Below are 21,643 nucleotides of genomic sequence, written 5' to 3'. Positions count from 1 at the left end.
CCACTTCGCCGCGTCACCGCCCCGGCATGACTCAGCCGATGGTGAAGGCGCCCTCGGGCGGCTCGGGCGAGGGCGCGGCCTCCCCGTCCCGCACGGGGGACTTCCCCCTGGTGAATCGCTCCAGCGCCGAGCCGTGCTCGACCCGCGCGGGGAAGGCGTCCGCGGCGGCACGGCGGGCGAGTTCGGCCACCGGCAGCGGCTCGCGGGAGGCCACCACCACGGTGTTGCCGAAGCGCCGTCCGCGCAGCACGGAGGGTTCGGCGATCAGGCACAGGTGCGCGAAGACCGCGGCGAGGGTGGCCAGTTGCGAGCCGACGAAGGGGAAGGGCGCGGTGTCGGCGAGGTTGACGACGTAGACACCGTCCGGGCGCAGCACGCGGCAGACCGACCACGCGTAGGAGAGCGTGGTCAGGTGTGCCGGTACGTGCACGCCGCCGTAGACGTCGCCGATCACCACATCGGCACAGCACTCGGGTGACTCCTCCAACAGGCTCCGGGCGTCCCGCGCCTCCAGGACGGTTCCGTCGCCGGACGGCAGCGGCAGGTGCTCCTCGACGAACGCGAGCAGTTCCCCGTCCGTATCGGCGACCCTCTGCCGTGACCCCGGCCGGGTGGCGGTGACATAGCGCGGCAGGGTCAGCGCGCCGCCTCCCAGGTGCAGCACGTCCAGGGGCTTTCCCTCGGGCGCCGCCAGGTCGACCACGTGGGCGACGCGGCGCGCGTACTCGAACTCCAGGTGTGCGGGGTCACGCAGATCGACGTACGACTGCGGCGCTCCGTCGACGGTGAGCAGCCAGCCGCCCTCCTGGTCGACGTCCGGGAGCAGCTTCGCGGTGCCGCCGGACACGGCCCGGGTCACGGGTATCGGTTCGCTCTTCACCGTCCCATTGTGCGGGCCACGGGCCACGGGCCGCGGCCCGCCGGTCGCCGTGCGGTCCCGGCACCGGCGGCGCGTGCGCACTCCCGGACGGCGGGGCCCGGGCCGGCACCGGCGCCCCTCGCGCACTCCGGGGCGCCGAGCGGCGACGCCGACCTCCCAACGGCCCCGCGGCGGGGATTTTCTCCTCAGCCCTCCCCTGACCGCCCCCGCCCCCGCCGCCCGCGGAACTCCCCCCGCAGGCGCCACCGCTCAGCGGGGTGTCCCGCCGGGCGCGGCCCGTCCGGCGGCGGGCCAGCGCACCTCCCCTGCGGTCACGTCGACGCCCGCACGCCGGGCGGGAGGTCCCGCCCGTCGGCTACGCTCACGGCGTGCCCGTCCCCACGACGCAGTCAGACGGAGCCCCCGGCCGGCTGGCTCACACACTCCTCTCCTCCAGGTGCCGCCTCGCACTGCTGGTCGTGCTGATGTGCGCCGCGGGGATATCGGTGCTCGTCTACGAGCCGCAGCGGATGGTCACCCAGGGCCTGCCGCCGTACCTGACGGGCGGAGTCGCCGGTGCCGTCTTCGCCGTCGCGTACGGACTGTGCACAGCCGCCTTCGTCCCGCGCCCCGTGCTCAACGTCGCCGCGGGCGCCCTCTTCGGCATCGAGGCGGGTACGGCCTCGGCCGTCGTCGGAACGGTCATCGGCTCCTCGATCGCCTTCGGACTGGGCCGGATACTCGGCCAGGACGCTCTGCGTCCGCTGCTGCGGGGCCGCTGGGTGAACGCGGCCGACCGCCAGCTCAGCCGCCACGGATTCCGCTCGATGCTCGTGATCCGGCTGCTCCCCGGGATCCCCTTCGCCGCCTCCAACTACGGCGCCGCGGTCACCCGTATGACCTGGAGGGCTTTTCTGACCGCCACCGCCGTGGGGGTGGTGCCCAACACCGCCGCCTACGTCATCGCGGGAAGCCACGCCACGTCACCGACGTCGCCGCTCTTCCTGGCGTCATTCGGCTTCATCACCCTCTCCGGACTCGCCGGCGTCGTCATCGCGTGGCGCAAGCGCGCCACGCTGCGCAGCGCCGCCCGCCGCTGAGGCGGGGCGCGGCGTGTCCCGGACGCCGGGCCGCCGGCTCCCGCCCCCCGCAGCGAGCCCCTCACGGCCGCGCGACGCCCCGTCCGGGAGCCCGGCAGACTCCCCGTCACCCCGCTCGGGGGGCGTCATCTTGCCGCTGTAGTCTGCGGCGTGATCGAAGTCGCAACGCGATCAGGTCACCAGCACGACTGATGACAGGACGGGTCAAAAGCAGATGTCTTGGTTCGAATCGTTCATCCTCGGGCTCGTCCAGGGGCTGACCGAGTTCCTCCCGATCTCCTCCAGCGCACACCTGCGGCTCACCGCGGCCTTCGCGGGCTGGGAGGACCCGGGAGCCGCCTTCACCGCCGTCACGCAGATCGGGACGGAGGCGGCGGTCCTCATCTTCTTCCGCAAGGACATCGCACGCATCGTCTCCGCGTGGACGCGCTCGCTGACCGACCGCGAGATGCGGCGGAACCACGACGCGAAGATGGGCTGGCTGGTGATCGTCGGCTCGATCCCGATCGGCGTGCTGGGCCTGACACTCAAGGACCAGATCGAGGGCCCCTTCCGTGATCTGCGTCTGATCGCCACCACGCTGATCGTCCTGGGCATCGTCCTCGGCGTCGCCGACCGCCTCGCGGCCCGTGACGCGGCCCGTGACGCCGCCGGCGGAGAGCACCGTCCGCGCAGGGCCCGCAAGACACTGGAGCAGCTGACGGTCAGGGACGGACTGCTCTACGGCTTCGCACAGGCCATGGCCCTCATCCCCGGTGTCTCCCGGTCGGGTGCCACGATCAGCGGCGGTCTGTTCATGGGGTACACGCGGGAGGCCGCCGCCCGGTACTCGTTCCTGCTGGCGATCCCGGCAGTGCTGGCCTCCGGCTTCTTCGAGCTGACGGAGATCGGCGAGGGGCACGTCTCGTGGGGGCCGACGATCTTCGCGACCGCGCTGGCCTTCGTGGTGGCCTACGCCGTGATCGCCTGGTTCATGAACTACATCTCCACACGCAGCTTCATGCCGTTCGTGATCTACCGCGTGGTGCTGGGCATCGCCATCTTCGTCCTCATCGGAACGGGCGTACTCAGCCCTGGCGAAGGCTCCGGCATGGAGGGCGGCGTCTCCTCCGAGTGAGCCGGGGTGGACCTCACGGCGCACCTCGGCGTCGGGGTGTACTCCTGGGGCTGTACGGCAGAACGAGCCCGGGGGACGAGGACGGCGCCTCCGTGAAGAGGCATCGTTGAGGGCATGAAACGGATGTGCGCGTTCCGACTGGCCCGGACGTGAACGCCGTCCTCGCGGCGGTGCTCCTCTCACTGGTCTCGGCGCTGTGCTATGCCACCGCGGCCATCGTCCAGGAGCGGATCGCCGCGACCACGGCCCCCAGCCGGTACGGGCTGCTGCGCTCACCGCGCTGGTGGGGCGCCGTCGCCCTCAACAGTCTCGGCGCACTGCTCCACGTCGGCGCCCTGGCCCTGGGGCCGCTGACCGTCGTGCAGCCACTGGGCGTACTCACGCTCGTACTCGCGGCGCCTCTGGCGGCCCTGCTGGTACGCCGGCCCGTGACCGCGGCGGCCTGGCGCGGGATCGTCCTCGTCTCCGCGGGCCTCGCGGCGCTGCTCCTGCTCACCGGCTCGACGCCCTCCCGCGCCCTCGGCGGCGCCGGACAGCTGACGCTCGCGGCGGCCGTGGCCTGCGTCCTCGCCGTACTGCTGCTCGCCGCCGCCACGACCGGCCGGCGCACACGGGTACTGCGGACGGTCTCCCTCGCGACGGCCGCCGGCGTCGCCTACGGTGCCGCCTCGGTCTTCATCAAGACGGTCTCGGACGGCTGGGGCTCGGCCGGCATCCTCGGCGTCGCGCCGCTGCTGGGGCTGATCGCGATCCTGGCCGCGGGCGGGCTCGCCGCGTCACAGGCCTCCTACCGCGGAAGCGGGCTTGCCACGCCGCTGGCCACGACCACTGTCGTCAACCCCGCCTTCGCCGCGGCCGTGGGCATCGTGATGCTCGGCGAGGGGTTCCGCTTCGGGCTGCCGGGCGCGGCGGGCGCGCTTCTCGCCGCTGCGGCGACAGTCTGGGGCCTGGTCGTCCTGGCGGCGGACAGCGCGGGCGGTGCGCCGGGCGGCACACGAGGCACCGTGCCCGCCGCGCTGCGGCTGCGCGTGGTGCGGGAAGGACCCGGGCCGGTGATGATCCGGGCGCCCGGACGCCTCTCCGGGGCGATGCACCGCACGGCGGTACGGGCGCGCGCGACCGCGCACACGGGCGTCAGGGCGCCCGCACCGCGACGCTGACGGACCGGCCGCGCCCAGGCGCGCGAGGGGAGCCTCTCCCGCGGGGCACGGCGGCGCGGCTACCGTCCGGCCTCTGCCTGCCAGTCGCTGTAGGGGACGCGCGCGATCTCCCGGATCTCCCCCAGGGTGGCCCACTCGTTCTTGCCCATCCGGGCCAGGGGGCGCATCCTGCGCGCCTCGGGGTGGCCGTCGGCGAGCACGGCGTCGGCGACGGAGGCGTGCACCACGCGGCCGAGGACCACGGTGGAATCACCCAGCCGTACGGTGCTGTGCAGTACGCACTCCAGCGCCACGGGCGAGGCCGCCACCCGCGGCGGCTTGACCCGCACGCTCGGCTCGCGCTCGATCCCCGCCACATCGAACTCGCTGGTGCCGCGCGGGAAGTCGGTGGCCGTGGCGTTGATCTGCTCCATCTGCCCCTCGGGCGCGAAGGAGACCGTGAACTCGCGGGTGTCCTCGATGTTGCGCAGGGAGTCCTTGCGGCCCACGGAGGTGAACTGCACGATCGGCGGGGCGACGCAGGCGACCGTGAAGAAGGAGTGCGGGGCGAGGTTGTCCGTCCCGTCGGGCGTCGTGCTGGAGACCCAGGCGATCGGGCGGGGAACGACCACCGCGGTCAGAAGCCGGTAGAAGTCGTCACGCGGGAGGGACGCGGGATCGAAGTCGGTACGCATGCGGGCCAGTATCCACGCCGGCTCACGGCACACGAACGGGGCGGGTGCGGGCCGGTGCGTGCCTGTGCGGGGCCGGCCGCCGGAGTCCCGTCCCCGGCCAGCGGCTTCCTCACGGCTTCCCCACGGCCGCATACGAGCGCATACCACCGCCGGAACGCTGCCGGAACGGACGGGAGTTCACACGCGACACAATCTGGGAACGCTCCCATCCGGCATACGCGCGGTACATGCCGGACTTCACGGATCGCGCCGCTGCCCGCCTTTGTCACCGCTCGCCGTAATGGGACGGCAATACCGGGAAACAATGTGTTCTTCTGCGGCTGCTCCCGGCACGGATTCACCGGGGTTCTCTCCCGGGTAATCCCCCGTCGGCCCCACCGCTATACACGGCAGGAGCGACCGGCTGCTCTCCTCCGCCGCAGCGGCCGGCCACCGCGTGGACCTTGACCGTTCGGGCCCCGCGGGCCCCTGCCCTCCGACGCCCCGTCACCGGCACCGGACCTCACCGGGCTCGCACCTCCGGCCTGTCCGCCGTGCGCCCGGAACCGCGGTTCTGCCGCCCGCTCGGGCCCGCTCCGGCTCCACCGGACCGTCTCCCGAATTTCTTCACACTCACCCGGACCCGCCGGTGCCGGTGCAATTTCCCGCCACGTGGCAACACTCGTCCCCGGCCGCACGCAAGCGCTCTTCCCGCGGAACCGGGGGGCGGCGGGCACCGCACAACGGCATGATGTCTGCCACAGGTGTGAGAGGTTCCTGCGGCCAAGAGTGGTGAATCATGCGAATACGGCGCCCGAACGCCGGCCGGGCCAGGCCGATGGCGACACAGTTCACAGCGGGATTACTGAATCTTTCCGGCTCGTCCGCCGACGAGGCTGGCTACACTCACGCCCCATGCGATCCATGAACCACAGCCGTCGGAGGCATGAAGAGAATCACCCGATATTCATTGCCAGTTCAGGTAGGCGCAGGAGACTCGTGCGATACGCGGCAGTGACCATGGGGTGTGCCTGCACCGGGTACTTGGCTCTCTTCGCGGTTGTGGTCGGTGGGCTTGAGCAACCCGTGGGCGACAATCCGCCCCGCATGAACCAGCCGCTGCCGAGCAGTTCCACCGAGGGCGGCTCCGACGTCCCGGCGGGCGCGCGGCTCCCGGCCGAGTCCGATTCGCGCTCCGACCCGCGCTCCGGTTCCCGCTCGGCCTCCCCCGGCGCCGAGCGCAACACCCCCGCCTCCCCCACCGCCCCCGCCACTTCTTCGGCCCGTCCCGGCGGCGCGAGCAGGTGAGCCCCCGGCACGCGCTGCGCCGTGACCCGCGGGGGCACTGGCTGGTACTCCTGCTCTTCCTCCCCGTGGTCATCGCCGCCCTGCTCTTCGAGGGCTGGACGAACCACGAGGTCGACGCCGCGCGCACCAAACCCCCGTGCACCACCCCCATACCGAAGGCCGCGGACAAGGGCGACCCGGTACTCCGGCTCGACGACGGGAAGATCCAGACCGCCTCCATGCCGGCCCGTACGGCCGCTCTCACCTTCAACGGCGGTCCGGACCCCACATGGACGCCGCGCGTACTCGATCTGCTGCGCGAGCACCGCGCGAAGGCCACGTTCTTCGTCTACGGCTCCGAGGCGGCACGCCAGCCGGGGCTGATGAAGCGCATCCGCGCCGAGGGGCACGAGATCGGCTCGTACACCTACACGGGCGGCGACCTGGGCTCGGCCTCGCCCGTACGGGCCCGGATGGAGCTCTCCCTCACGCAGACCGCGCTGGCGGGCACGGCCGGCGTCAACACCGGTCTGCTGCGGCTTCCGCAGACCACTGCCACGGACACGCTGTGCGGCACGGCCTGGACGGCGGCCAAGCGCAGCGCGGAGCAGGGCTACCTCATCGTCTCCTCGGACCGCAGGTCCACCAAGCCCTCGCAGGGCGTGGTGCGGCAGTACAGCCACACCGATCTGGGTTATCACGAAGCTGAGCAACTGCTGCGCAACCGGAACGTGGAGCGGTTCACCACCGTCACAGCGGGGCTGGGGCAGGACTCCCCCACCAAGTCGGTCTCCGGCGGCGAACGGCTGCGCGGCGAGGGGCTGATCTGGGCGAGGACGCTCGGGGAGTTCTTCACCGGCACGATGGCCTGGGGACTGGCCGTCGCGGGCGGACTGGGCGTGCTGCGCCTGATCCTGCTCGTGATGTTCGCCCGGGTGCACATGCGGCGTCTGCAGCGGTACAGGCCGGGTTCACCCTGGCTGAGGGAGGTGAACGAACCGGTGACGGTGCTGGTCCCCGCGCACAACGAGGAGGCGGGCATCGAGTCGACGGTGCGCTCGCTTCTGGCCTCGGTGCACCCGTATCTGCAGGTCATCGTCATCGACGACGGCTCCTCGGACCGCACGGCACAGATAGCGGAGTCCATCCCCGACCCGCGTGTGACGGTGATACGCCAGCCCAACACCGGCAAGCCCGGAGCGCTCAACACCGGTCTGGCGCACGCGCGTTACAACATCGTGGTGATGGTCGACGCCGACACCGTCTTCGAGCCGGAGGCCCTGCACCAGCTCATCCAGCCGCTCGCCCACCCGGCGGTCGGCGCGGTGAGCGGGAACACCAAGGTGGGCAACCGCAAACGCCTGCTGGGGACATGGCAGCACCTGGAGTACGTCTTCGGATTCAACCTCGACCGGCGGATGTTCGAGGTCCTGGAGTGCATGCCGACCGTCCCGGGCGCGATCGGCGCCTTCCGCCGCGACGCGCTGATGGGCATCGGCGGCGTCAGCGACGACACCCTCGCCGAGGACACCGACCTGACGATGGCTCTGTGGCGTGCGGGCTGGCGCGTGGTCTATGAGGAGTCGGCCATCGCCTGGACCGAAGTACCGGAGTCGCTGGGCCAGTTGTGGCGCCAGCGCTACCGCTGGTGCTACGGCACCCTGCAGTCGATGTGGAAGCACCGGCGCGCCCTGCTGGAGCTGGGACCGGCCGGACGGTTCGGCAGGCGCGGGCTGAGCTATCTGACGCTGTTCCAGGTGGTGCTGCCCCTCTTCGCGCCCGTGGTCGACGTGTTCTTCCTCTACGGTGTCTTCTTCCGCGACCCGGCGGAGGCGGCGGGTGTGTGGTTCGGGTTCCTGGCCGTCCAGATGGTCACGGCCGCATACGCGCTGCGGCTGGACAACGAACGGATGCGGGAGCTGTGGGCTCTGCCGCTCCAGCTCTTCGTCTACCGGCAGCTGCTGTATCTGGTGATCATCCAGTCCGTGGTGACCGCGATGCTCGGCAACCGGCTCAAGTGGCAGCGCATGAGCCGTACGGGCACGGCGGACGAGTATCTGCTCAGCGAGCCGGTCCAGCGCCGGAGCCTGACGTCGTCGTCGAAGTAGCTGATCACGCAAGGCAGTTGCGGCATCCGGCCGAGAAGTGACCGAGACGAAGTGAGCGAGGGAGAGTCAGACCATGAGGGACCCACTTGACCAGTGGGCCGAGGGCGGGACGCCACCGGCGTCCCAGGGGGATTCTCCGGGCCGCAACGCCGTGCCGGCCGACGGGTGGAACCACGCGGTACCTCCCGGGGCCCCGGCACCGGCACCGGGCATGCCGGGGCCGCCCCGGCGGGGCTCCGCCCACGACCCGGCGCACGTGCAGGGCCCCCTGTGGCGCGGACAGCCGCAGCAGCCTCCGGTGCGGCAGCCCGCCCCGTGGGAGAGCGGGTCCTACCCTGCCGCCGCTCCCGGCCGTCCGGGGGCTCCCGCGGGGCATCCCGGCGCTCCCGTTCCCTCGGGCGTCCCGGCACCCGGCTCCTCCGCCGCGGGGCCCGGTGGCGTTGGCCCGCTGCCGGGTGAGGAGTTCACCGCGGGCCTCCAGGCGCCGCATCCGCGGCGCCGGCCCAAGCGCCGGCGCCCGCTGCGGCGCGCCGCGGTCGTCCTGCTCGTCACGGTCCTGGCCGGCTCGATCGGCACGTACGCCTGGGCGGAGACGAGGCTCCAGCGCGACGTCGACATGGACCGCTTCGCCTCCCGTCCCCCCGCCGGCGAGGGAACGACCTATCTCATCGTGGGCTCCGACAGCCGTGAAGGACTCTCCCAGCAGCAGCGCGAGAATCTCAACACCGGTGTGTTCGGGGGCCGTCGCACCGACTCGATGATCCTGATGCACAAGGGCCGCAACGGCACGACCATGGTGAGCCTGCCCCGCGACTCCTGGGTGACCATCCCCGGCTACACACGTCCCTCCACCGGCAAGCGCTCGCAGCCGGAGGAGAACAAGCTCAACGCGGCCTTCTCGCTGGGCGGTCCCGAGCTGCTGATCAGCACCATCGAGCAGAACACCGGCGTGCGCATCGACCATTACGCCGAGATCGGCTTCGCCGGTTTCGTCAACATCGTCGACGCCGTCGGCGGCGTGCCCATGTGCATCGAGAGGGACATCAAGGACAGGGACTCAGGCGCCGACCTGCGCAAGGGCTGCCAGAACCTCGACGGCGCCGAGGCCCTGGCGTTCGTACGCCAGCGGAAGCAGGAGGCCGAGGGCGACCTGGGAAGGACGCAGAACCAGCAGAAGTTCCTCTCGGCCCTGGCCAAGAAGGCGGCTGCCGCGGACACCGTGCTCGACCCCTCGGACCTCTACCCCGCCCTGAGTGCCGGGCTGGACACGCTCGTCGTCGACCAGGGCATGAGCATGCAGGCACTCACGGCCATGTTCCGGTCGGTCCAGGGTGTCTCGGGCGGCGGCGGCACACAGGTCAACGTCCCCACGACGGGCAACATCAAGACGCCCAAGGGGGACGCCGTGCGGTGGAACGAGAAGCAGGCGAAGAAGCTCTTCGACCAGATCAGGCAGGACCGTCCGGTGACCGCCCGGGAGAAGTGAACCGCTGCCGGTGCGGCCGGCGGGGGCACGGGAGGCGTGCGGGTGCGGCGCACCCGTACGCGCCGCACCCGCCGGTCACAGCGGTACGCCCGGATGGGGCGCGGCGGCACCTCGGCGGTACGGTGCTGGCATGGGGATCGGGGCACGGGACGGGCGCGGGCGGGACGAAGTCACGCAGCGGGGCTACGGGTTACTGGTGGCGGCCACTCCGCCCGGCAAGCATCCGGCGATCGACGCCGCCGAGGCGCTGCCCGCCCTGGCGGCGGCACCGCCGCCCGTGCTGCTGGGCACCGGGACCGGCAGTGTCGTCCAGCTCGCCGACCCGGGCGATCCCAACGCCGTTCTCTCACACCTGCGTACGGCCGCCGCGCACGACGGTCCGCTGCTGCTCCACCTGTGCGGGCAGCTCATGCTCGACTCCCGTCAGCAGCTGCCGCACCTTGCCCTGACGCGTTCCACACCGCGCTCCGTGCGCTACACGGGCCTGCCCTGGCACTGGCTGGCCGCCGAACTCGCGCACCGGCCGGCGGGTTCGACGGCCGTCTTCGCCGACCTCGTCGCGGACGACGCCATGTGGCAGTGCCGCGCGCAGCGCGATCTGGCGGCCGGACTCGTGCTGTTCGGGACGTTGGCCCCGCCGCCGGTCAAGCGGCAGACAGCCGCGCCCGACTACAGCCGTGCACTCGCGGCGATACTGCGCGCGAGTTCCGTCAGGCCGCCGCTGGACGAGCTGCACCAGCGGGTCCTGCACAGCGGGGAGCTTCCTGACGGGCCGGGAGGCTCCGGGCGGGTGCTGTTCGGCGGGTACGCGCCCGCCCCGCCGGCCCACGCGCCCGCCCCGCCGGCCGTCGCGGCGGTTCCCGCCGGCCCGGTCCCGGCGGGCGTCCCTGCGGGGGTGCCCGCCGGCGTTCCTGCGGGGGGCCCGCCGGGAGCACCGGCCTTCCCCTCCTCTCCTCCCCCTGTGCCGCCCGCCCCGCCCGCGGCACAGGCGGTCCCGCCACCCGCCCGGCACGCGCCCGCGCGGACCGAGGACCCGCACGGCGCGATCTACCAGGCGGCCCGCGAGGGGCGGCACGGCGAGGCCGCGACGATAGCCACCGCCTGGGAGACGGCCGCCCTGCGCGCGTCCGGGCCCCATTCGCAGGAGGCGATCCACTGGGTGGAGGTACGTGCCGACCTCGCCCATCAGGCGGGTGATCCGGCTCGCGCCTGCACGCTGTGGCTGCAGGCCGCCTCCGCCCGGCTGCAGAGCGGCCAGGACCCGGACGCCGAGGACGTCTTCGGCGCCGTCGACCGCGCCCACCACTGCTGGCACCTGATAGCGGACCGCTCGCAGGCGCACCCGCTCGGCCTCCAGCTCGTCCCCCTCAGGGAGCGTGCGCCGGGCCGCCGGGCGGGGGCGGTGCGCGACGTGAGGGAGCGGATGGCCCTGCTGGGCAGCGGCGGGGAGCACCGCGGTGCCTACCCCGCCGCCGGCTGACCCGCCGCCCGGTGCTCCGCCGTCTCAGTGCGAGTGGCGTGGCACTTCGCTGCCGCTCCCTCCGGTCAGGAAGTCCAGGTCGGCGCCCCGGTCCGCCTGCATGACGTGGTCGGTGTAGAGCTTCTGCCAGCCCCGTCGCGCCACGTCCTCCCGGGGCCGTGCGGCCTCCTCCTCGGCGCGGGCCGCCAGTTCGGCCTCCTCCACGCACAGGTCCAGCCGCCGCTCGGGCACGTCCAGTTCGATGACGTCGCCGGTGCGTACGAGCGCGAGCGGGCCGCCGACCGCGGCCTCCGGCGCGACGTGCAGGACGCACGTCCCGTAGCCCGTGCCGCTCATGCGCGCGTCGCTGATGCGGACGACGTCCTCCACTCCCGCCTCCAGCAGGGCCTTCGGCACGGGCACGTTGCCCACCTCGGGGAAGCCGGGATAGCCCTTGGGTCCGGCGTTGCGCACGACGATGACGGTGGAGGGCCCGACCGGCAGGGCGGGGTCGTCCGCCACGGCCGTGTAGTCCTCGACACGGTCGAAGACGAGAGCCTGCCCACGGTGCTTGAGCAGCTTCGGGTCGGCAGCCGAGACCTTGATGACGGCGCCGTCGGGGCACAGGCTGCCGTGCAGGACGGCGGTGCCCGCTCCCGCGGGCATGAACGGCTCGTCCATGGTGCCGATGACCTCGCGGTTGAAGCACTCGGCACCGGCGATCTCCTCGCCGATGGCGCGCCCGGTGACGGTGACGGCCTCGCCGTGGACGAGGCCGCCCAGCTCGCGCATGACCGCGGGCAGCCCGCCGGCGTAGTAGAAGTCCTCCATCAGGAAGCGGCCGGAGGGCATCATGTCGGCCAGGACCGGCACTTCGGCGGTCAGCCGGTCGAAGTCGGCCAGTTCCAGGGGCACTCCGACACGTCCGGCCAGCGCGAGCAGGTGGACGACGGCGTTGGTGGAGCCGCCCAGCGCGGCGTTGACCCGGATCGCGTTCTCGAAGGCCTCCCGGGTCAGCACCTGCGAGGGCTTCAGGTCCTGCTCCACGAGCTGTACGGCCTGCCGGCCGGATGCCTGGGCGAGTGCGAAGCGGCGCGCGTCGACGGCGGGGATGGCCGCACCGCCGGACATCTGCATGCCCAGCCCTTCCGCGAGGCACGCCATCGTCGAGGCGGTGCCCATCGTCATGCAGTGGCCGCGGCTGCGCGACATGCAGCCCTCCGCCTCGCTCAGGTCGGCCGCGGTCAGCTTCCCGGCGCGCATGTCCTCGCTCAGCTTCCACACCGCCGTGCCCGAACCGATGTCGCCGCCGCGGAACTTGCCGTTGAGCATCGGCCCGCCGGTGACCATGATCGAGGGGAGGTCGACGCTGGCCGCGCCCATCAGCATGGCCGGGGTCGTCTTGTCGCAGCCGGAGAGCAGTACGACGCCGTCGAGCGGGTTGGCCCGCAGCGTCTCCTCGACCTCCATGGCCATCAGGTTGCGGAAGAGCATGGTGGTGGGCCGCATCAGCGTCTCGCCGAGCGACATCACCGGGAACTCCAGCGGCAGTCCGCCCGCTTCCCACACACCCCGCTTGACCGCGTCCGCGACCTCACGCAAGTGGGCGTTGCAGGGGGTGAGTTCGGACCAGCTGTTGCCGATGCCGATGACCGGGCGTCCGTCGAAGACCTCCGGCCCGAAGCCCTGGTTGCGCATCCAGGACCGGTGGATGAATCCGTTGCGGCCCTCGGCGGCGAACCATGCGGAACTGCGGCGGACAGCGTTGTCTTTGCTCATGCTCACTCCTGACTCGACCACTTCCCTGCCGGCCCGGCCGTCCCGCCGGGCCCTTCCGGAAGGACCGGCCGGCGCTGTGCCGGCCCGGCCCGCAACCGTGGCCCCGTCCCGATCTTGAGGGCCCCTGCGCCGGCGGGTCAACGGTCCGGCCTGCCCCGGAACAGTGAGGGCGGTGCGTCGTCCTCGCCGGTGCCCCAGCGGGAAGGACGCTCTCCCAGCTGGAATCTCAGCTCCTCGGTGCCGCGTATGTCGCCGGTGGTGATCCACGTACGGCTGTGGTCGGAGCCGCCCAGGGAGGCGGAGCGTATGTAGCGGTCGCTCCCGTGCCGGCCCTCCCCTTCGATGGTGAACCGCCCCCGGGGGTACCAGTCCTCGTCGAGTGTGAGCTCCACGCGGTCGAAGGCGGGGGTGCTCAGGCCCCACACGTCCGTGCCAGGGGAGACCGGGTAGATCCCCATGGAGGACAGGACCATCCACGACGACATGGTGCCCAGGTCGTCGTTGCCGGTGACGCCGTCGGGCTCGTCGGTGAACAGGCACAGCGCGGCATCGACGACGTCCGTGGTCTTCGCCGGTGAGCCGGTGGAGAGGTAGGTGTACGGGGCGATGAGGTCGTGCTCGTTGTGCGGGTTGTAGGTGTCCGAGTCGTAGTACTCGTAGGGGCCGTCGACCCACTCCTCACGTGCCGTGCCCTCCGGGTCCCGCGCCAGCTTCCCGTGGGAGAAGAAGGAGTCGAGACGCTCCTCCGTGGCCTGTCTGCCGCCGAGCAGCGACATCAGCCCGGGGACGTCCTGCGGCACCGTCCACATGTACTGCCAGGACGTGCCCTCCTGGAACCCCTTGCTGCGGGCCGGGTCGGCGGGGCCGGTGAACCTCCCCTCGCTGTCGCGGGCGCGGGGGAAGGAGGTGCCCGGGTCGAAGATGTTGCGGTAGTTGCGGGAGCGCTCGGCGTACCGCTCGGCGTCGGCATCGTGACCGAGATCACGCGCCATCGCGGCGAGCGCACCGTCGGCGGCGGCGTACTCGAGCGTGGCCGACGCGCTGTGCTGCCAGTCCGGACTGCCGGGCTTGTCCCGTGGTTTGTCCGGGATGTGCGGAACGTAACCCTTCTTGATGTACTCCTCGTTCGCCATACGCCCCAGGGACGGGGATTGATCCGGTGGCGTCTCGTCGGCGTTCTTCTTCAGCGCGCGGTACGTCCGCTCCTCCTCGCCCTTCAGCAGCCCCTGCTGGTAGGCGTTGGTGAGGAACGGGGTGACCGGGTCGCCGGTCATGATGTTCGTCTCGGTGGTGGCGTAGCCCCATCTGGGCAGCCAGCCGCCCTGCTCCTCGACGTCCAGCACGGACAGGGCCATGTCGCGGGACTCCTCGGGCGCGACCAGCGTGAGCAGCTGCGCCTGGGTGCGGAAGGTGTCCCACAGGGACCAGTTCTGGTAGTAGGTGTGCCCCTTCGCGCGGTGGATCTCGCCGTCCCAGCCGGTGTAGCGGCGGTCGACGTCCTCGCCCGTGTTGGGGTGCAGCATCGCCCGGTAGAGGGAGGAGTAGAAGACCCTGCGCCGCTCCTCCGTGCCGCCGGTCACCCGGACCCGGCCCAGCCGCTCCTGCCATGCCTCACGTGCGGCGGCACGGGTTCCCTCGAAGGAGGAGCCGCTTTGCGCTTCGAGGTTGCGCAGGGCTCCCTCGGCATCGACGTAGGACAGGGCGGTCACCGCCTCGACGTCCCTGTCGCCGTCGCGTGTGTCGAAACGCGCGTACGCGCCGCGCCGCCCGCTGCCGCTCGTGGAGTCGCTGCCCTCGGTGACCTTGCCGCCGTTCCAGGTGCCGTGGGAGTCGAAGGGGCGGTCGAAGCGGGTGACGGCCCAGACCGTGTAGGGCTCGGTCCCCTGGCAGAAGCCGCTGCCGGTGACGGCGGTGGCCACGGTGCGCTCGTCCAGGACGCGTACCGAGCTGTCGCTGACCTTGTGCAGCGCCTGGCCGGAGTTGAGCAGCACGTTCGCCTTCCCGGTGCGGGGGAAGGTGTAGCGCTGATGGCCGGTGTGCCGGGCGGCGGTCAGTTCGGCGCGCGTGCCGCCGTAGTCGTCGAGCGTGACCTTGTACGAGCCGGGCGAGGCGCTCTCGCTCTCGTGCCGGAAGGAGGAGGCGTACTCGGCGTTGTCGGTGCTCTTGATGTCGCCGGTGGTCGGCATCACGGGAAGGTCGCCGCCCAGGGCGCATCCGACGCCGGAGAGGTGAACGGCGGAGAACCCACGGATGCGGTCGTCGTCCCAGTCGTAGCCGGTGTTGCCGCCGGTGTCGGGCGAGAGCTGCACCTTGCCGAAGGGGACGGCGGCACCGGGAAAGGTGTTGCCCTCGTTGCGGGTGCCGATGAGAGGATCGACCAGGCTGACGGGGTCCTTGGCCTGCTTTCCGTCGGAGCCCGCGCCCACGCTGCAGTGGGTGCCGGGCGGTGAGGCTCCCACCAGCCCGGCGCAGAGGGCGGCCCCGGCCAGACCCACGAGGGTCCGTATGCGTTTCGCTCGTACCACCAGGGCCTCCGGCCGGGACATCGTTGTCGGGCGGCCAGCGTTGTCACTTCGCGGCCCGCTGTCTATGCCGCAGGTCACAGTGCTTGCGCGGACGGGCCGTGCTTCCGGCCCCTGCGGTGCATGCGCTCTTCCCGCCCGGGGAACCTCTCTCTCCGCACAGCCGGTGACCGTCGGCGGGAGCGTCGACGGACGACGGGACGGACGGATACGGAGGGCGAGGCATGGCCGCAGGGCGATTCCGCGGGCGGCGGGCGGGAGCCGGATCCCTCCTGCTGCGCGGTCTGCTCGCCCTGGTGGCGGGCGCACTGCCCGCCCTGGCGTTCCCGGAGCCCGGGCTGTGGTGGCTGGCCTGGGTCGTGCTGGTGCCGTGGCTGCTGCTGATCCGCTCCGCCGGTTCCGGCCGGCGGGCGGCACTGACCGGATGGCTCGGCGGTGTGGGATTCATGCTGGCCGTGCACCACTGGCTGCTGCCGAGCCTGCACGTCTTCCTTCTCGTACTGGCCGCGCTGCTCGGGCTGTTCTGGGCCCCGTGGGGATGGCTGGTGCGGCGCCTGCTGCACGGCACCCCAGGGCCGGGCCGCCTGGCGGCGGCGGTGCTGCTGGTCCCCTCGGGGTGGCTGATGGTGGAACTGGTCCGCTCCTGGGAGTACCTGGGCGGTCCGTGGGGGCTGCTCGGCGCGAGCCAGTGGCAGGTCACGGCGGTGCTGCGGCTGGCTTCGGCGGGCGGGGTGTGGCTCGTCGGCTTCGTACTCGTCGCGGTGAACACGGCGTTGGCGGCGCTCGTCGCGCTGCCGTCCGCACGCGCCGCCGCGGACCGCGTCCTTCCCACCGCCCTCGCCGCAACGGTGGCGCTGGCCGCACTCGCGGGCGGTGTGGCAGCGGCAGGGGCGTGGGCGCCTCTTCCCGACCGTGACGGGGACGTCCGGGTGGCCCTCGTCCAGCCAGGTGTGGTGGTCGGCCAGCGTGAACGGCTGGAGCGCAGCGAGGAGCTGACACGCCGGCTGGCGGGCCGCAAGCTGGATCTGGTGGTGTGGGGCGAGAGCAGTGTCAGCTACGACCTGGGGTCGCATCCCGCGGTGCTGAAGCGTCTGTCCCGGCTCTCCTCCCAGGTCGGCGCGAGAATCCTGGTCAATGTCGACGCCCGGCGCTCCGACCGGCCCGGTATCTACAAGAGTTCCGTACTCGTCGGCCCCCACGGCACCGTCGGCAGGCGCTACGACAAGACGCGCCTGGTGCCTTTCGGGGAGTACGTACCGGCTCGTTCGCTGCTGGGCTGGGCGACGTCGGTGGGCAGAGCGGCGAACGAGGACCGGCTGCGCGGGGACGGCCCGGTGGTGATGGAGGCCTCGGGTGTCACGTTCGGGCCCCTCGTGTGCTTCGAGAGCGCCTTCCCCGACATGACCCGCCAACTGGCGGGCAGGGACGTGCGGCTGATCATCGCTCAGTCGTCGACGTCGACGTTCCAGGAGAGCTGGGCCCCCGCGCAGCACGCCTCCCTCGCCGCCGTGCGCGCCGCCGAGTCGGGACGGCCGGTGATCCACGCGACGCTCACAGGACGCAGCGCCGTCAACGGGCCCCGGGGCGAGGGCGTCGGCGAGTGGCTGGGCACCGACCGCAGCACGGCCCGGATCTACCGGGTGCCGCTGGCCACGGGCGAGACGCTCTACGTACGCCTGGGCGACTGGGTGCTCCAGGCGGCGGTGACCGGGCTGGCGCTCTTCGCGGCGAGGGAGACCCTACGGGTACTGCGTGAACGGCGCCGCCGCGCAGACCGGCCGCCGGGCGCGGCTACAGGGCCCGCTCCCCCGCGGCCGTGACGACCCGTTCGCACAACTCGTGCGTACGCAGGGCGTCTTCGGCGCCGAGAACCTCTCCCGCCCGTACGGCGTCCAGGAAGCGCAGCACGATCTGCTCCAGCCCGCGCTGCCGTGCGACGGGCACCCAGTCACCCCTCCGGCGCACGGTGGGCTGACCCTTGTGGTCGATGACCCCGGCGATGTCGCGGACCTCTCGCTTGGTGTCCTGGCCCGAGACCTCCAGGATCTCCTCGGCCGAGCCGGAGAGCCGGTTCATCACACCGATCGCGGTGAATCCGTCGCCGGAGAGCTGGAGCACCACGTGGTGGAGCAGTCCGTCCCGTACCCGCACGCGCACGTCGACGTGGTCGGCCGTGCCGGGCAGGAGGAAGCGCAGGGTGTCGACGACGTGGACGAAGTCGTCGAGGACCATGCGGCGGGGCTCCTCGGGCAGGCCGACCCGGTGCTTCTGCAGCAGGATCAGCTCACGCGGATGTTCCAGGCACTGGGCGTAGGCCGGTGCGTACCGGCGGTTGAATCCGACGACGAGGCTGGTGCGCCGCTCCTCCGCGAGGCGCACCAGGCGCTGCGCGTCGGCGAGTTCGTAGGCGAGGGGCTTGTCGACGTAGGTGGGCACTCCCGCTTCCAGGAGGCGGGTGACGATCCCCGGGTGTGAGGCCGTCGGGGCGTGCACGAAGGCGGCGTCGGGGCGCGCCGCGAGCAACTCCTCCAGGCCGGCGTGCCGGTGCTCCTCCGGGATGCGGTGGGCGGCGCCGACCCGTTCGAGTGTGGCGGGGCTGCGGGTGACCAGATGCGGTTCCAGACCCGGCTGGGCGGCGAGCACCGGCAGGTACGCCTTCTGCGCGATGTCGCCGAGCCCGATCACGCCGATCTTCACGCAGGCTCCTCAGTTCGGTGCGGACCGCTGTGCCGTGCCGTCGCGGTGTGCAGGGGAAGCATACGTGTGGCCGGGCGGGCTCCAGTCGGCGATTCCGTCGAGGGCCCGCAGCGCGAGGTGCGGCGCGAGGCGGTTCACCGTGGTCATGGCGGCGTCGCGCAGCATGCATGCCGGGGCCGAGGTCAGCGTGATCAGACGGTCCACCCGGATCGCCCGCCGCACCACTTCCGACGTGCGCGGCAGCCGGTCGGCGGTGTAGCCGGCCAGGGCCCCGCAGATGTCCGCGGAAGACTCGGCGTGGTGGGCGAGGACGATCCCGTCCTCGATGGCCTGGTTGCCGCCCTGGCCGAGGGTCGGCGGCATCGCGTGCGCCGCGTCGCCGAGCAGGGCGACGCGCCCGCGGTGGTGGGCGGGCAGGGGTACGGCGGCCTCGTGGATGTCGTTGCGCAGGATCTGCCCGGGCGAGGCGGCCTCCAGCACGGCGGGCACCGGATCGTGCCAGGTGCCGAACCGGCGCAGGAGTTCGGCCCGTTCGTCGTCGGGTGCGCGCTCTCCCGCGGGGACGGCCGCCGCGGCGTAGGCGTAGACCCGTCCGTCGTGGAGCGGCTGGGTCCCCCACAGCATGCCGCGGCCCCAGGTCTCGTGCGGCGGGCAGGACATGCCGGGCTCGGGCACGACCATGCGCCAGGCGGTGAAACCCGCGTAGCGGGGCGCCGGGCTGCCGGGGAAGAGAACGCCGCGCGCCGGGGAGTGGATGCCGTCGGCGGCGACGACGAGTTCGGCGTCCAGCTCCCGCTCGCCGGCGCGTACGCGTGCCGCACGGTGCGGCCCGCCGGGCTCGGTGATGACGGCCGTCGTCCCGGTGCGTACGGAACCTTCGGGGAGCAGGGAAAGCAGCAGGGAGATCAGCGTGGACCGGTGCACCGGGACGAGCGGCCCGCCGAAGCGCCGGGCAGCGGCGTCGTGGCTCGTTCGGGCGATCCAGCGGCCGGAGGGGGCACGGAGTCCGGCCTCGTCGCGCCAGGTGCGCATGGAGCGGACGGTGTCACCCAGACCGATCACGTCCAGCGCCCGCAGCGAGTTCGGCGTGAGGCCCATGCCCGCGCCGACGGCCTCGATGCGGGAGGCGCGTTCGAGCACGGTCACCTTCCAGCCCCGCTGGTGCAGGGCGACGGCAGCCGTGAGGCCGCCGACGCCGGCGCCGATGACGAGAGCTTCGGACTGGGACATGGCGGTCTCCTCACTGCCCGACGGGCACTACATTCGTAGTGTACTACGGATGTAGTGATCTTCGGTACGCAGATCCCGGCGTACATTTGCTGCCATGAGCGCGACCCCGTCCCATTCCCCCTCCGCCCGCTCGGAGTTGATCGCCGACACCGCCATCGAACTTCTGGCCGGGCACGGACTGCGCGGCCTCACCCACCGGGCGGTGGATTCGGCCGCCGGTCTCCCGCAGGGGTCCACCTCGAACCACGCACGCACACGGGCCGCCCTGCTGGAGGCGACAGTACGTCGGCTGGCCGTGAGGGAGTCACAGGTGATCTCCCTTGAGGAGATGCCCTCAGGACAGGGGGCCGAGGCCCTGGCCGGCGGGTTGGCCCTGGCCGTGCACCGCTACCTGACCCTCCACCCCTCACTGCTCGTCGCCCGCTACGAGCTCGCGCTGGAGATCTCCCGCAGCCCCGGGCTGCGGGAGATGTACGTGCGGACGGGGACGAGCGCCTTCCGGGAACCCCTGACGGCGATGCTGAGACGAGCCGGGTCCGCGGAGCCGGAGCGGCACACGCTCTCGCTGGTGGCGTGGTGCGACGGGATGCTCTTCTCGTGCACCGCGGGCTCCTACTCCGCACAGGTGCCTGATCTGGAGGAACTGCGCGCGGGGCTGCTGGAGTTGCTGCACGGCATGCTCGGCCCGACAGCCGAACGGACAGACGGCTGAGCGGGCAGGCGGGTCAGAGCGGGCGGGCCGCGTAGTGCGGAAGGGCTGCGCGGTGCCCCGTCTCAGCCGGCCCCCAGCCTGCTCTCCAGCCGGTCCACCGCGGCCCTGATCCCCGCGCCGTACTCGTCGTCGGCCAGCGACCCCAGCACCCCCCGCGCCCGGCTCAGCTCCCGGCGGGCGGCGCCGCGCTCCCCGAGCTTGGCGTGGTCCGCGGCGAGGTTGAGATAGAGGGAGGGATACAGGCAGCGGACCGCCGGCGAGTGCTCGCCCCACTCCACCTCGTCCTCGGTCAGGGCGTCCGCGGCGGCCAGCGCGCGGCGGTCCCACTCCAGTTCGGCACCGGGGTCGTCCTGGGTGTCGGCCATGTAGTGGGCGATCGTGCAGCGGTGGAAGAGGTCGCCCTTCCCCGTCGTCTCGGACCACAGCAGCGCGAAGCGGTTGCGGGCCTCCTCCCGGTCACCGGCACGGTGAAGCATGATCGCCTGGCCGATCCGGACCATGACCGCGTCCGGAGACGTCTCCTGCTGTGGCTCCGACACGGGACTCCTCCTGCTCACGGGCGCGTCAGGTGCTGCCTGCTGTCACGAGACGCTAGCCGCCCGCACTGACAATCGGGCTCAGGCGCTCGCGCCACGCGCCCGTCCGTACCCGGACAGAAGGCGCCGGGGGCGGGACGGGCGCACGAACGGACCACTCCCGGCGGCCGGGAGCGGGCCTCAGACCCCTGTGCCCGTGTCCGGGATGCGCCAGTCGACCGGGGTGCGGCCCAGCGCCGCGAGCGACGCGTCGATCTCGCTGAACGGCCGCGAGCCGAGGAACCTCTTCGCGGAGAGCGGGGAGGGATGCGCCCCCTGGACCACGGCGTGCCGTCCGGTGTCGATCAGCGGCAGCTTCTTCTTCGCGTGGTTGCCCCACAGCACGAAGACAGCGGGGTCGGCACGGCCGGAGACGGCACGGATCACCGCGTCCGTGAAGGTCTCCCAGCCCTTGCCCTTGTGCGAGTTGGCCTCACCGGACCGGACCGTGAGCACCGTGTTCAGCAGCAGGACGCCCTGCCGGGCCCAGGGCGTCAGGCAGCCGTTGTCCGGGACGGGGTGGCCGAGGTCGTCGCGCAGCTCCTTGTAGATGTTGCGCAGCGAGGGCGGCGTGCGCACACCCGGGCGCACCGAGAAGCACAGCCCGTGCCCCTGGCCCTCGCCGTGGTACGGGTCCTGGCCGAGGACGAGCACCTTCACCCGGTCGAGGGGCGTGGCGTGCAGAGCGGCGAAGACCTCCTCACGCGGCGGGTGGACGGGGCCGCGCTCCCGCTCCCGCTCGACGAACTCGGCGAGCTCCTTGAAGTAGGGCTTGTGGGTCTCCTCGCCGAGGGCGTCCTGCCAGGAGACGGGCAGGGTGCCCAGCATGTCGTTCAACTCGCATACCTCCGCGGTGCGTACGCTCGATGTTCCGGGAGCGAACGTACCGGCGGGCACCG

17 protein-coding genes are annotated in these 21,643 nt (G+C 72.4%); 9 read left to right on the top strand and 8 right to left on the bottom strand.

Annotated elements, in window-relative coordinates:
- Positions 1 to 31: 31 nt before the first annotated feature.
- Positions 32 to 880: a fused MFS/spermidine synthase gene (locus H343_RS0120535; RefSeq protein WP_028432684.1), complete on the bottom strand. Its 849-nt coding sequence runs from the start codon at positions 878 to 880 to the stop codon at positions 32 to 34.
- A 368-nt stretch (positions 881 to 1,248) separates the two neighbouring features.
- Between H343_RS0120535 and H343_RS0120530 the strand changes: the two genes are divergently transcribed.
- The 3 genes from H343_RS0120530 (at position 1,249) to H343_RS31795 (ending at position 4,236) form a co-directional block, all read left to right on the top strand.
- Complete coding sequence (locus H343_RS0120530) at positions 1,249 to 1,959, top strand: TVP38/TMEM64 family protein (RefSeq protein WP_028432683.1); 711 nt, start codon at positions 1,249 to 1,251, stop codon at positions 1,957 to 1,959.
- Positions 1,960 to 2,173: 214 nt separating this feature from the next.
- Positions 2,174 to 3,076 (top strand): undecaprenyl-diphosphate phosphatase, encoded by a 903-nt coding sequence (locus H343_RS0120525; protein WP_028432682.1) that lies wholly within the window; start codon positions 2,174 to 2,176, stop codon positions 3,074 to 3,076.
- Between the two features lie 125 nt (positions 3,077 to 3,201).
- Positions 3,202 to 4,236, top strand: coding sequence for a DMT family transporter (locus H343_RS31795; protein ID WP_158679587.1), 1,035 nt, complete (start codon positions 3,202 to 3,204; stop codon positions 4,234 to 4,236).
- Between the two features lie 59 nt (positions 4,237 to 4,295).
- Here the strand turns inward: H343_RS31795 and H343_RS0120515 are convergent, their stop codons facing one another.
- Entirely contained in the window at positions 4,296 to 4,910 is a 615-nt protein-coding gene (locus H343_RS0120515) for a flavin reductase family protein (RefSeq protein WP_028432681.1), read from the bottom strand.
- Between the two features lie 1,086 nt (positions 4,911 to 5,996).
- On the opposite strand from H343_RS0120515, the gene H343_RS0120510 reads away from it, so the two are divergent.
- The 4 genes from H343_RS0120510 (at position 5,997) to H343_RS31785 (ending at position 11,250) form a co-directional block, all read left to right on the top strand.
- Positions 5,997 to 6,197: a hypothetical protein gene (locus tag H343_RS0120510; RefSeq protein ID WP_158679586.1), complete on the top strand. Its 201-nt coding sequence runs from the start codon at positions 5,997 to 5,999 to the stop codon at positions 6,195 to 6,197.
- Positions 6,194 to 8,284: a bifunctional polysaccharide deacetylase/glycosyltransferase family 2 protein gene (locus H343_RS0120505; protein WP_028432679.1), complete on the top strand. Its 2,091-nt coding sequence runs from the start codon at positions 6,194 to 6,196 to the stop codon at positions 8,282 to 8,284. The genes H343_RS0120510 and H343_RS0120505 overlap by 4 nt, the downstream gene beginning before the upstream one ends.
- Positions 8,285 to 8,357: 73 nt before the next feature.
- Complete coding sequence (locus H343_RS31790) at positions 8,358 to 9,770, top strand: LCP family protein (protein WP_486586983.1); 1,413 nt, start codon at positions 8,358 to 8,360, stop codon at positions 9,768 to 9,770.
- Between the two features lie 130 nt (positions 9,771 to 9,900).
- Positions 9,901 to 11,250, top strand: coding sequence for a hypothetical protein (locus H343_RS31785; protein WP_051265623.1), 1,350 nt, complete (start codon positions 9,901 to 9,903; stop codon positions 11,248 to 11,250).
- 24 nt (positions 11,251 to 11,274) lie between these two features.
- Here H343_RS31785 and H343_RS0120490 read toward each other — a convergent pair whose 3' ends face one another.
- Together H343_RS0120490 and H343_RS0120485 are read right to left on the bottom strand one after the other, a co-directional pair.
- Positions 11,275 to 13,008 (bottom strand): IlvD/Edd family dehydratase, encoded by a 1,734-nt coding sequence (locus H343_RS0120490; protein WP_028432678.1) that lies wholly within the window; start codon positions 13,006 to 13,008, stop codon positions 11,275 to 11,277.
- 137 nt (positions 13,009 to 13,145) lie between these two features.
- The gene (locus tag H343_RS0120485) at positions 13,146 to 15,554 is read right to left on the bottom strand and encodes a GH92 family glycosyl hydrolase (protein ID WP_051265621.1); all 2,409 of its coding nucleotides are present in this window, start codon (positions 15,552 to 15,554) and stop codon (positions 13,146 to 13,148) included.
- 200 nt (positions 15,555 to 15,754) lie between these two features.
- Between H343_RS0120485 and lnt the strand changes: the two genes are divergently transcribed.
- Complete coding sequence (gene lnt, locus H343_RS31780; protein WP_051265619.1) at positions 15,755 to 17,350, top strand: apolipoprotein N-acyltransferase; 1,596 nt, start codon at positions 15,755 to 15,757, stop codon at positions 17,348 to 17,350.
- Here the strand turns inward: lnt and H343_RS0120475 are convergent.
- Positions 17,322 to 18,227 (bottom strand): Gfo/Idh/MocA family protein, encoded by a 906-nt coding sequence (locus H343_RS0120475; protein WP_028432676.1) that lies wholly within the window; start codon positions 18,225 to 18,227, stop codon positions 17,322 to 17,324. The two genes, lnt and H343_RS0120475, sit on opposite strands and share 29 nt — an antisense overlap.
- A 9-nt stretch (positions 18,228 to 18,236) precedes the next feature.
- Positions 18,237 to 19,457 carry an FAD-dependent monooxygenase gene (locus tag H343_RS0120470; RefSeq protein ID WP_028432675.1) on the bottom strand — a complete coding sequence of 407 codons (1,221 nt, stop codon included), beginning with the start codon at positions 19,455 to 19,457 and terminating at the stop codon, positions 18,237 to 18,239.
- A gap of 94 nt (positions 19,458 to 19,551) precedes the next feature.
- On the opposite strand from H343_RS0120470, the gene H343_RS0120465 reads away from it, so the two are divergent.
- Complete coding sequence (locus H343_RS0120465) at positions 19,552 to 20,169, top strand: TetR family transcriptional regulator (protein ID WP_028432674.1); 618 nt, start codon at positions 19,552 to 19,554, stop codon at positions 20,167 to 20,169.
- Positions 20,170 to 20,231: 62 nt separating this feature from the next.
- Here the strand turns inward: H343_RS0120465 and H343_RS31775 are convergent, their stop codons facing one another.
- Together H343_RS31775 and ung are read right to left on the bottom strand one after the other, a co-directional pair.
- Positions 20,232 to 20,708, bottom strand: coding sequence for a hypothetical protein (locus H343_RS31775; protein WP_051265617.1), 477 nt, complete (start codon positions 20,706 to 20,708; stop codon positions 20,232 to 20,234).
- A 177-nt stretch (positions 20,709 to 20,885) separates the two neighbouring features.
- The gene (ung, locus tag H343_RS0120455; RefSeq protein ID WP_028432673.1) at positions 20,886 to 21,572 is read right to left on the bottom strand and encodes a uracil-DNA glycosylase; all 687 of its coding nucleotides are present in this window, start codon (positions 21,570 to 21,572) and stop codon (positions 20,886 to 20,888) included.
- Between the last annotated feature and the right edge of the window lie 71 nt (positions 21,573 to 21,643).

The sequence above is a fragment of the Streptomyces sp. TAA204 genome (assembly GCF_000424965.1).
Note: the sequence above shows the minus strand (reverse complement) of the source record. Positions and strands in the feature narration are given on the sequence as shown.

Coding starts and splice junctions, on each gene's coding strand:
- H343_RS0120525 (WP_028432682.1), top strand. CDS start 2,174: ATGTCTTGGTTCGAATCGTTCATCCTCGGGCTCGTCCAGGGGCTGACC.
- lnt (WP_051265619.1), top strand. CDS start 15,755: ATGGCCGCAGGGCGATTCCGCGGGCGGCGGGCGGGAGCCGGATCCCTC.
- H343_RS0120510 (WP_158679586.1), top strand. CDS start 5,997: ATGAACCAGCCGCTGCCGAGCAGTTCCACCGAGGGCGGCTCCGACGTC.
- H343_RS0120470 (WP_028432675.1), bottom strand. CDS start 19,457: ATGTCCCAGTCCGAAGCTCTCGTCATCGGCGCCGGCGTCGGCGGCCTC.
- H343_RS0120490 (WP_028432678.1), bottom strand. CDS start 13,008: ATGAGCAAAGACAACGCTGTCCGCCGCAGTTCCGCATGGTTCGCCGCC.
- ung (WP_028432673.1), bottom strand. CDS start 21,572: ATGCTGGGCACCCTGCCCGTCTCCTGGCAGGACGCCCTCGGCGAGGAG.
- H343_RS0120515 (WP_028432681.1), bottom strand. CDS start 4,910: ATGCGTACCGACTTCGATCCCGCGTCCCTCCCGCGTGACGACTTCTAC.
- H343_RS31790 (WP_486586983.1), top strand. CDS start 8,358: ATGAGGGACCCACTTGACCAGTGGGCCGAGGGCGGGACGCCACCGGCG.
- H343_RS31785 (WP_051265623.1), top strand. CDS start 9,901: ATGGGGATCGGGGCACGGGACGGGCGCGGGCGGGACGAAGTCACGCAG.
- H343_RS0120465 (WP_028432674.1), top strand. CDS start 19,552: ATGAGCGCGACCCCGTCCCATTCCCCCTCCGCCCGCTCGGAGTTGATC.
- H343_RS0120485 (WP_051265621.1), bottom strand. CDS start 15,554: ATGTCCCGGCCGGAGGCCCTGGTGGTACGAGCGAAACGCATACGGACC.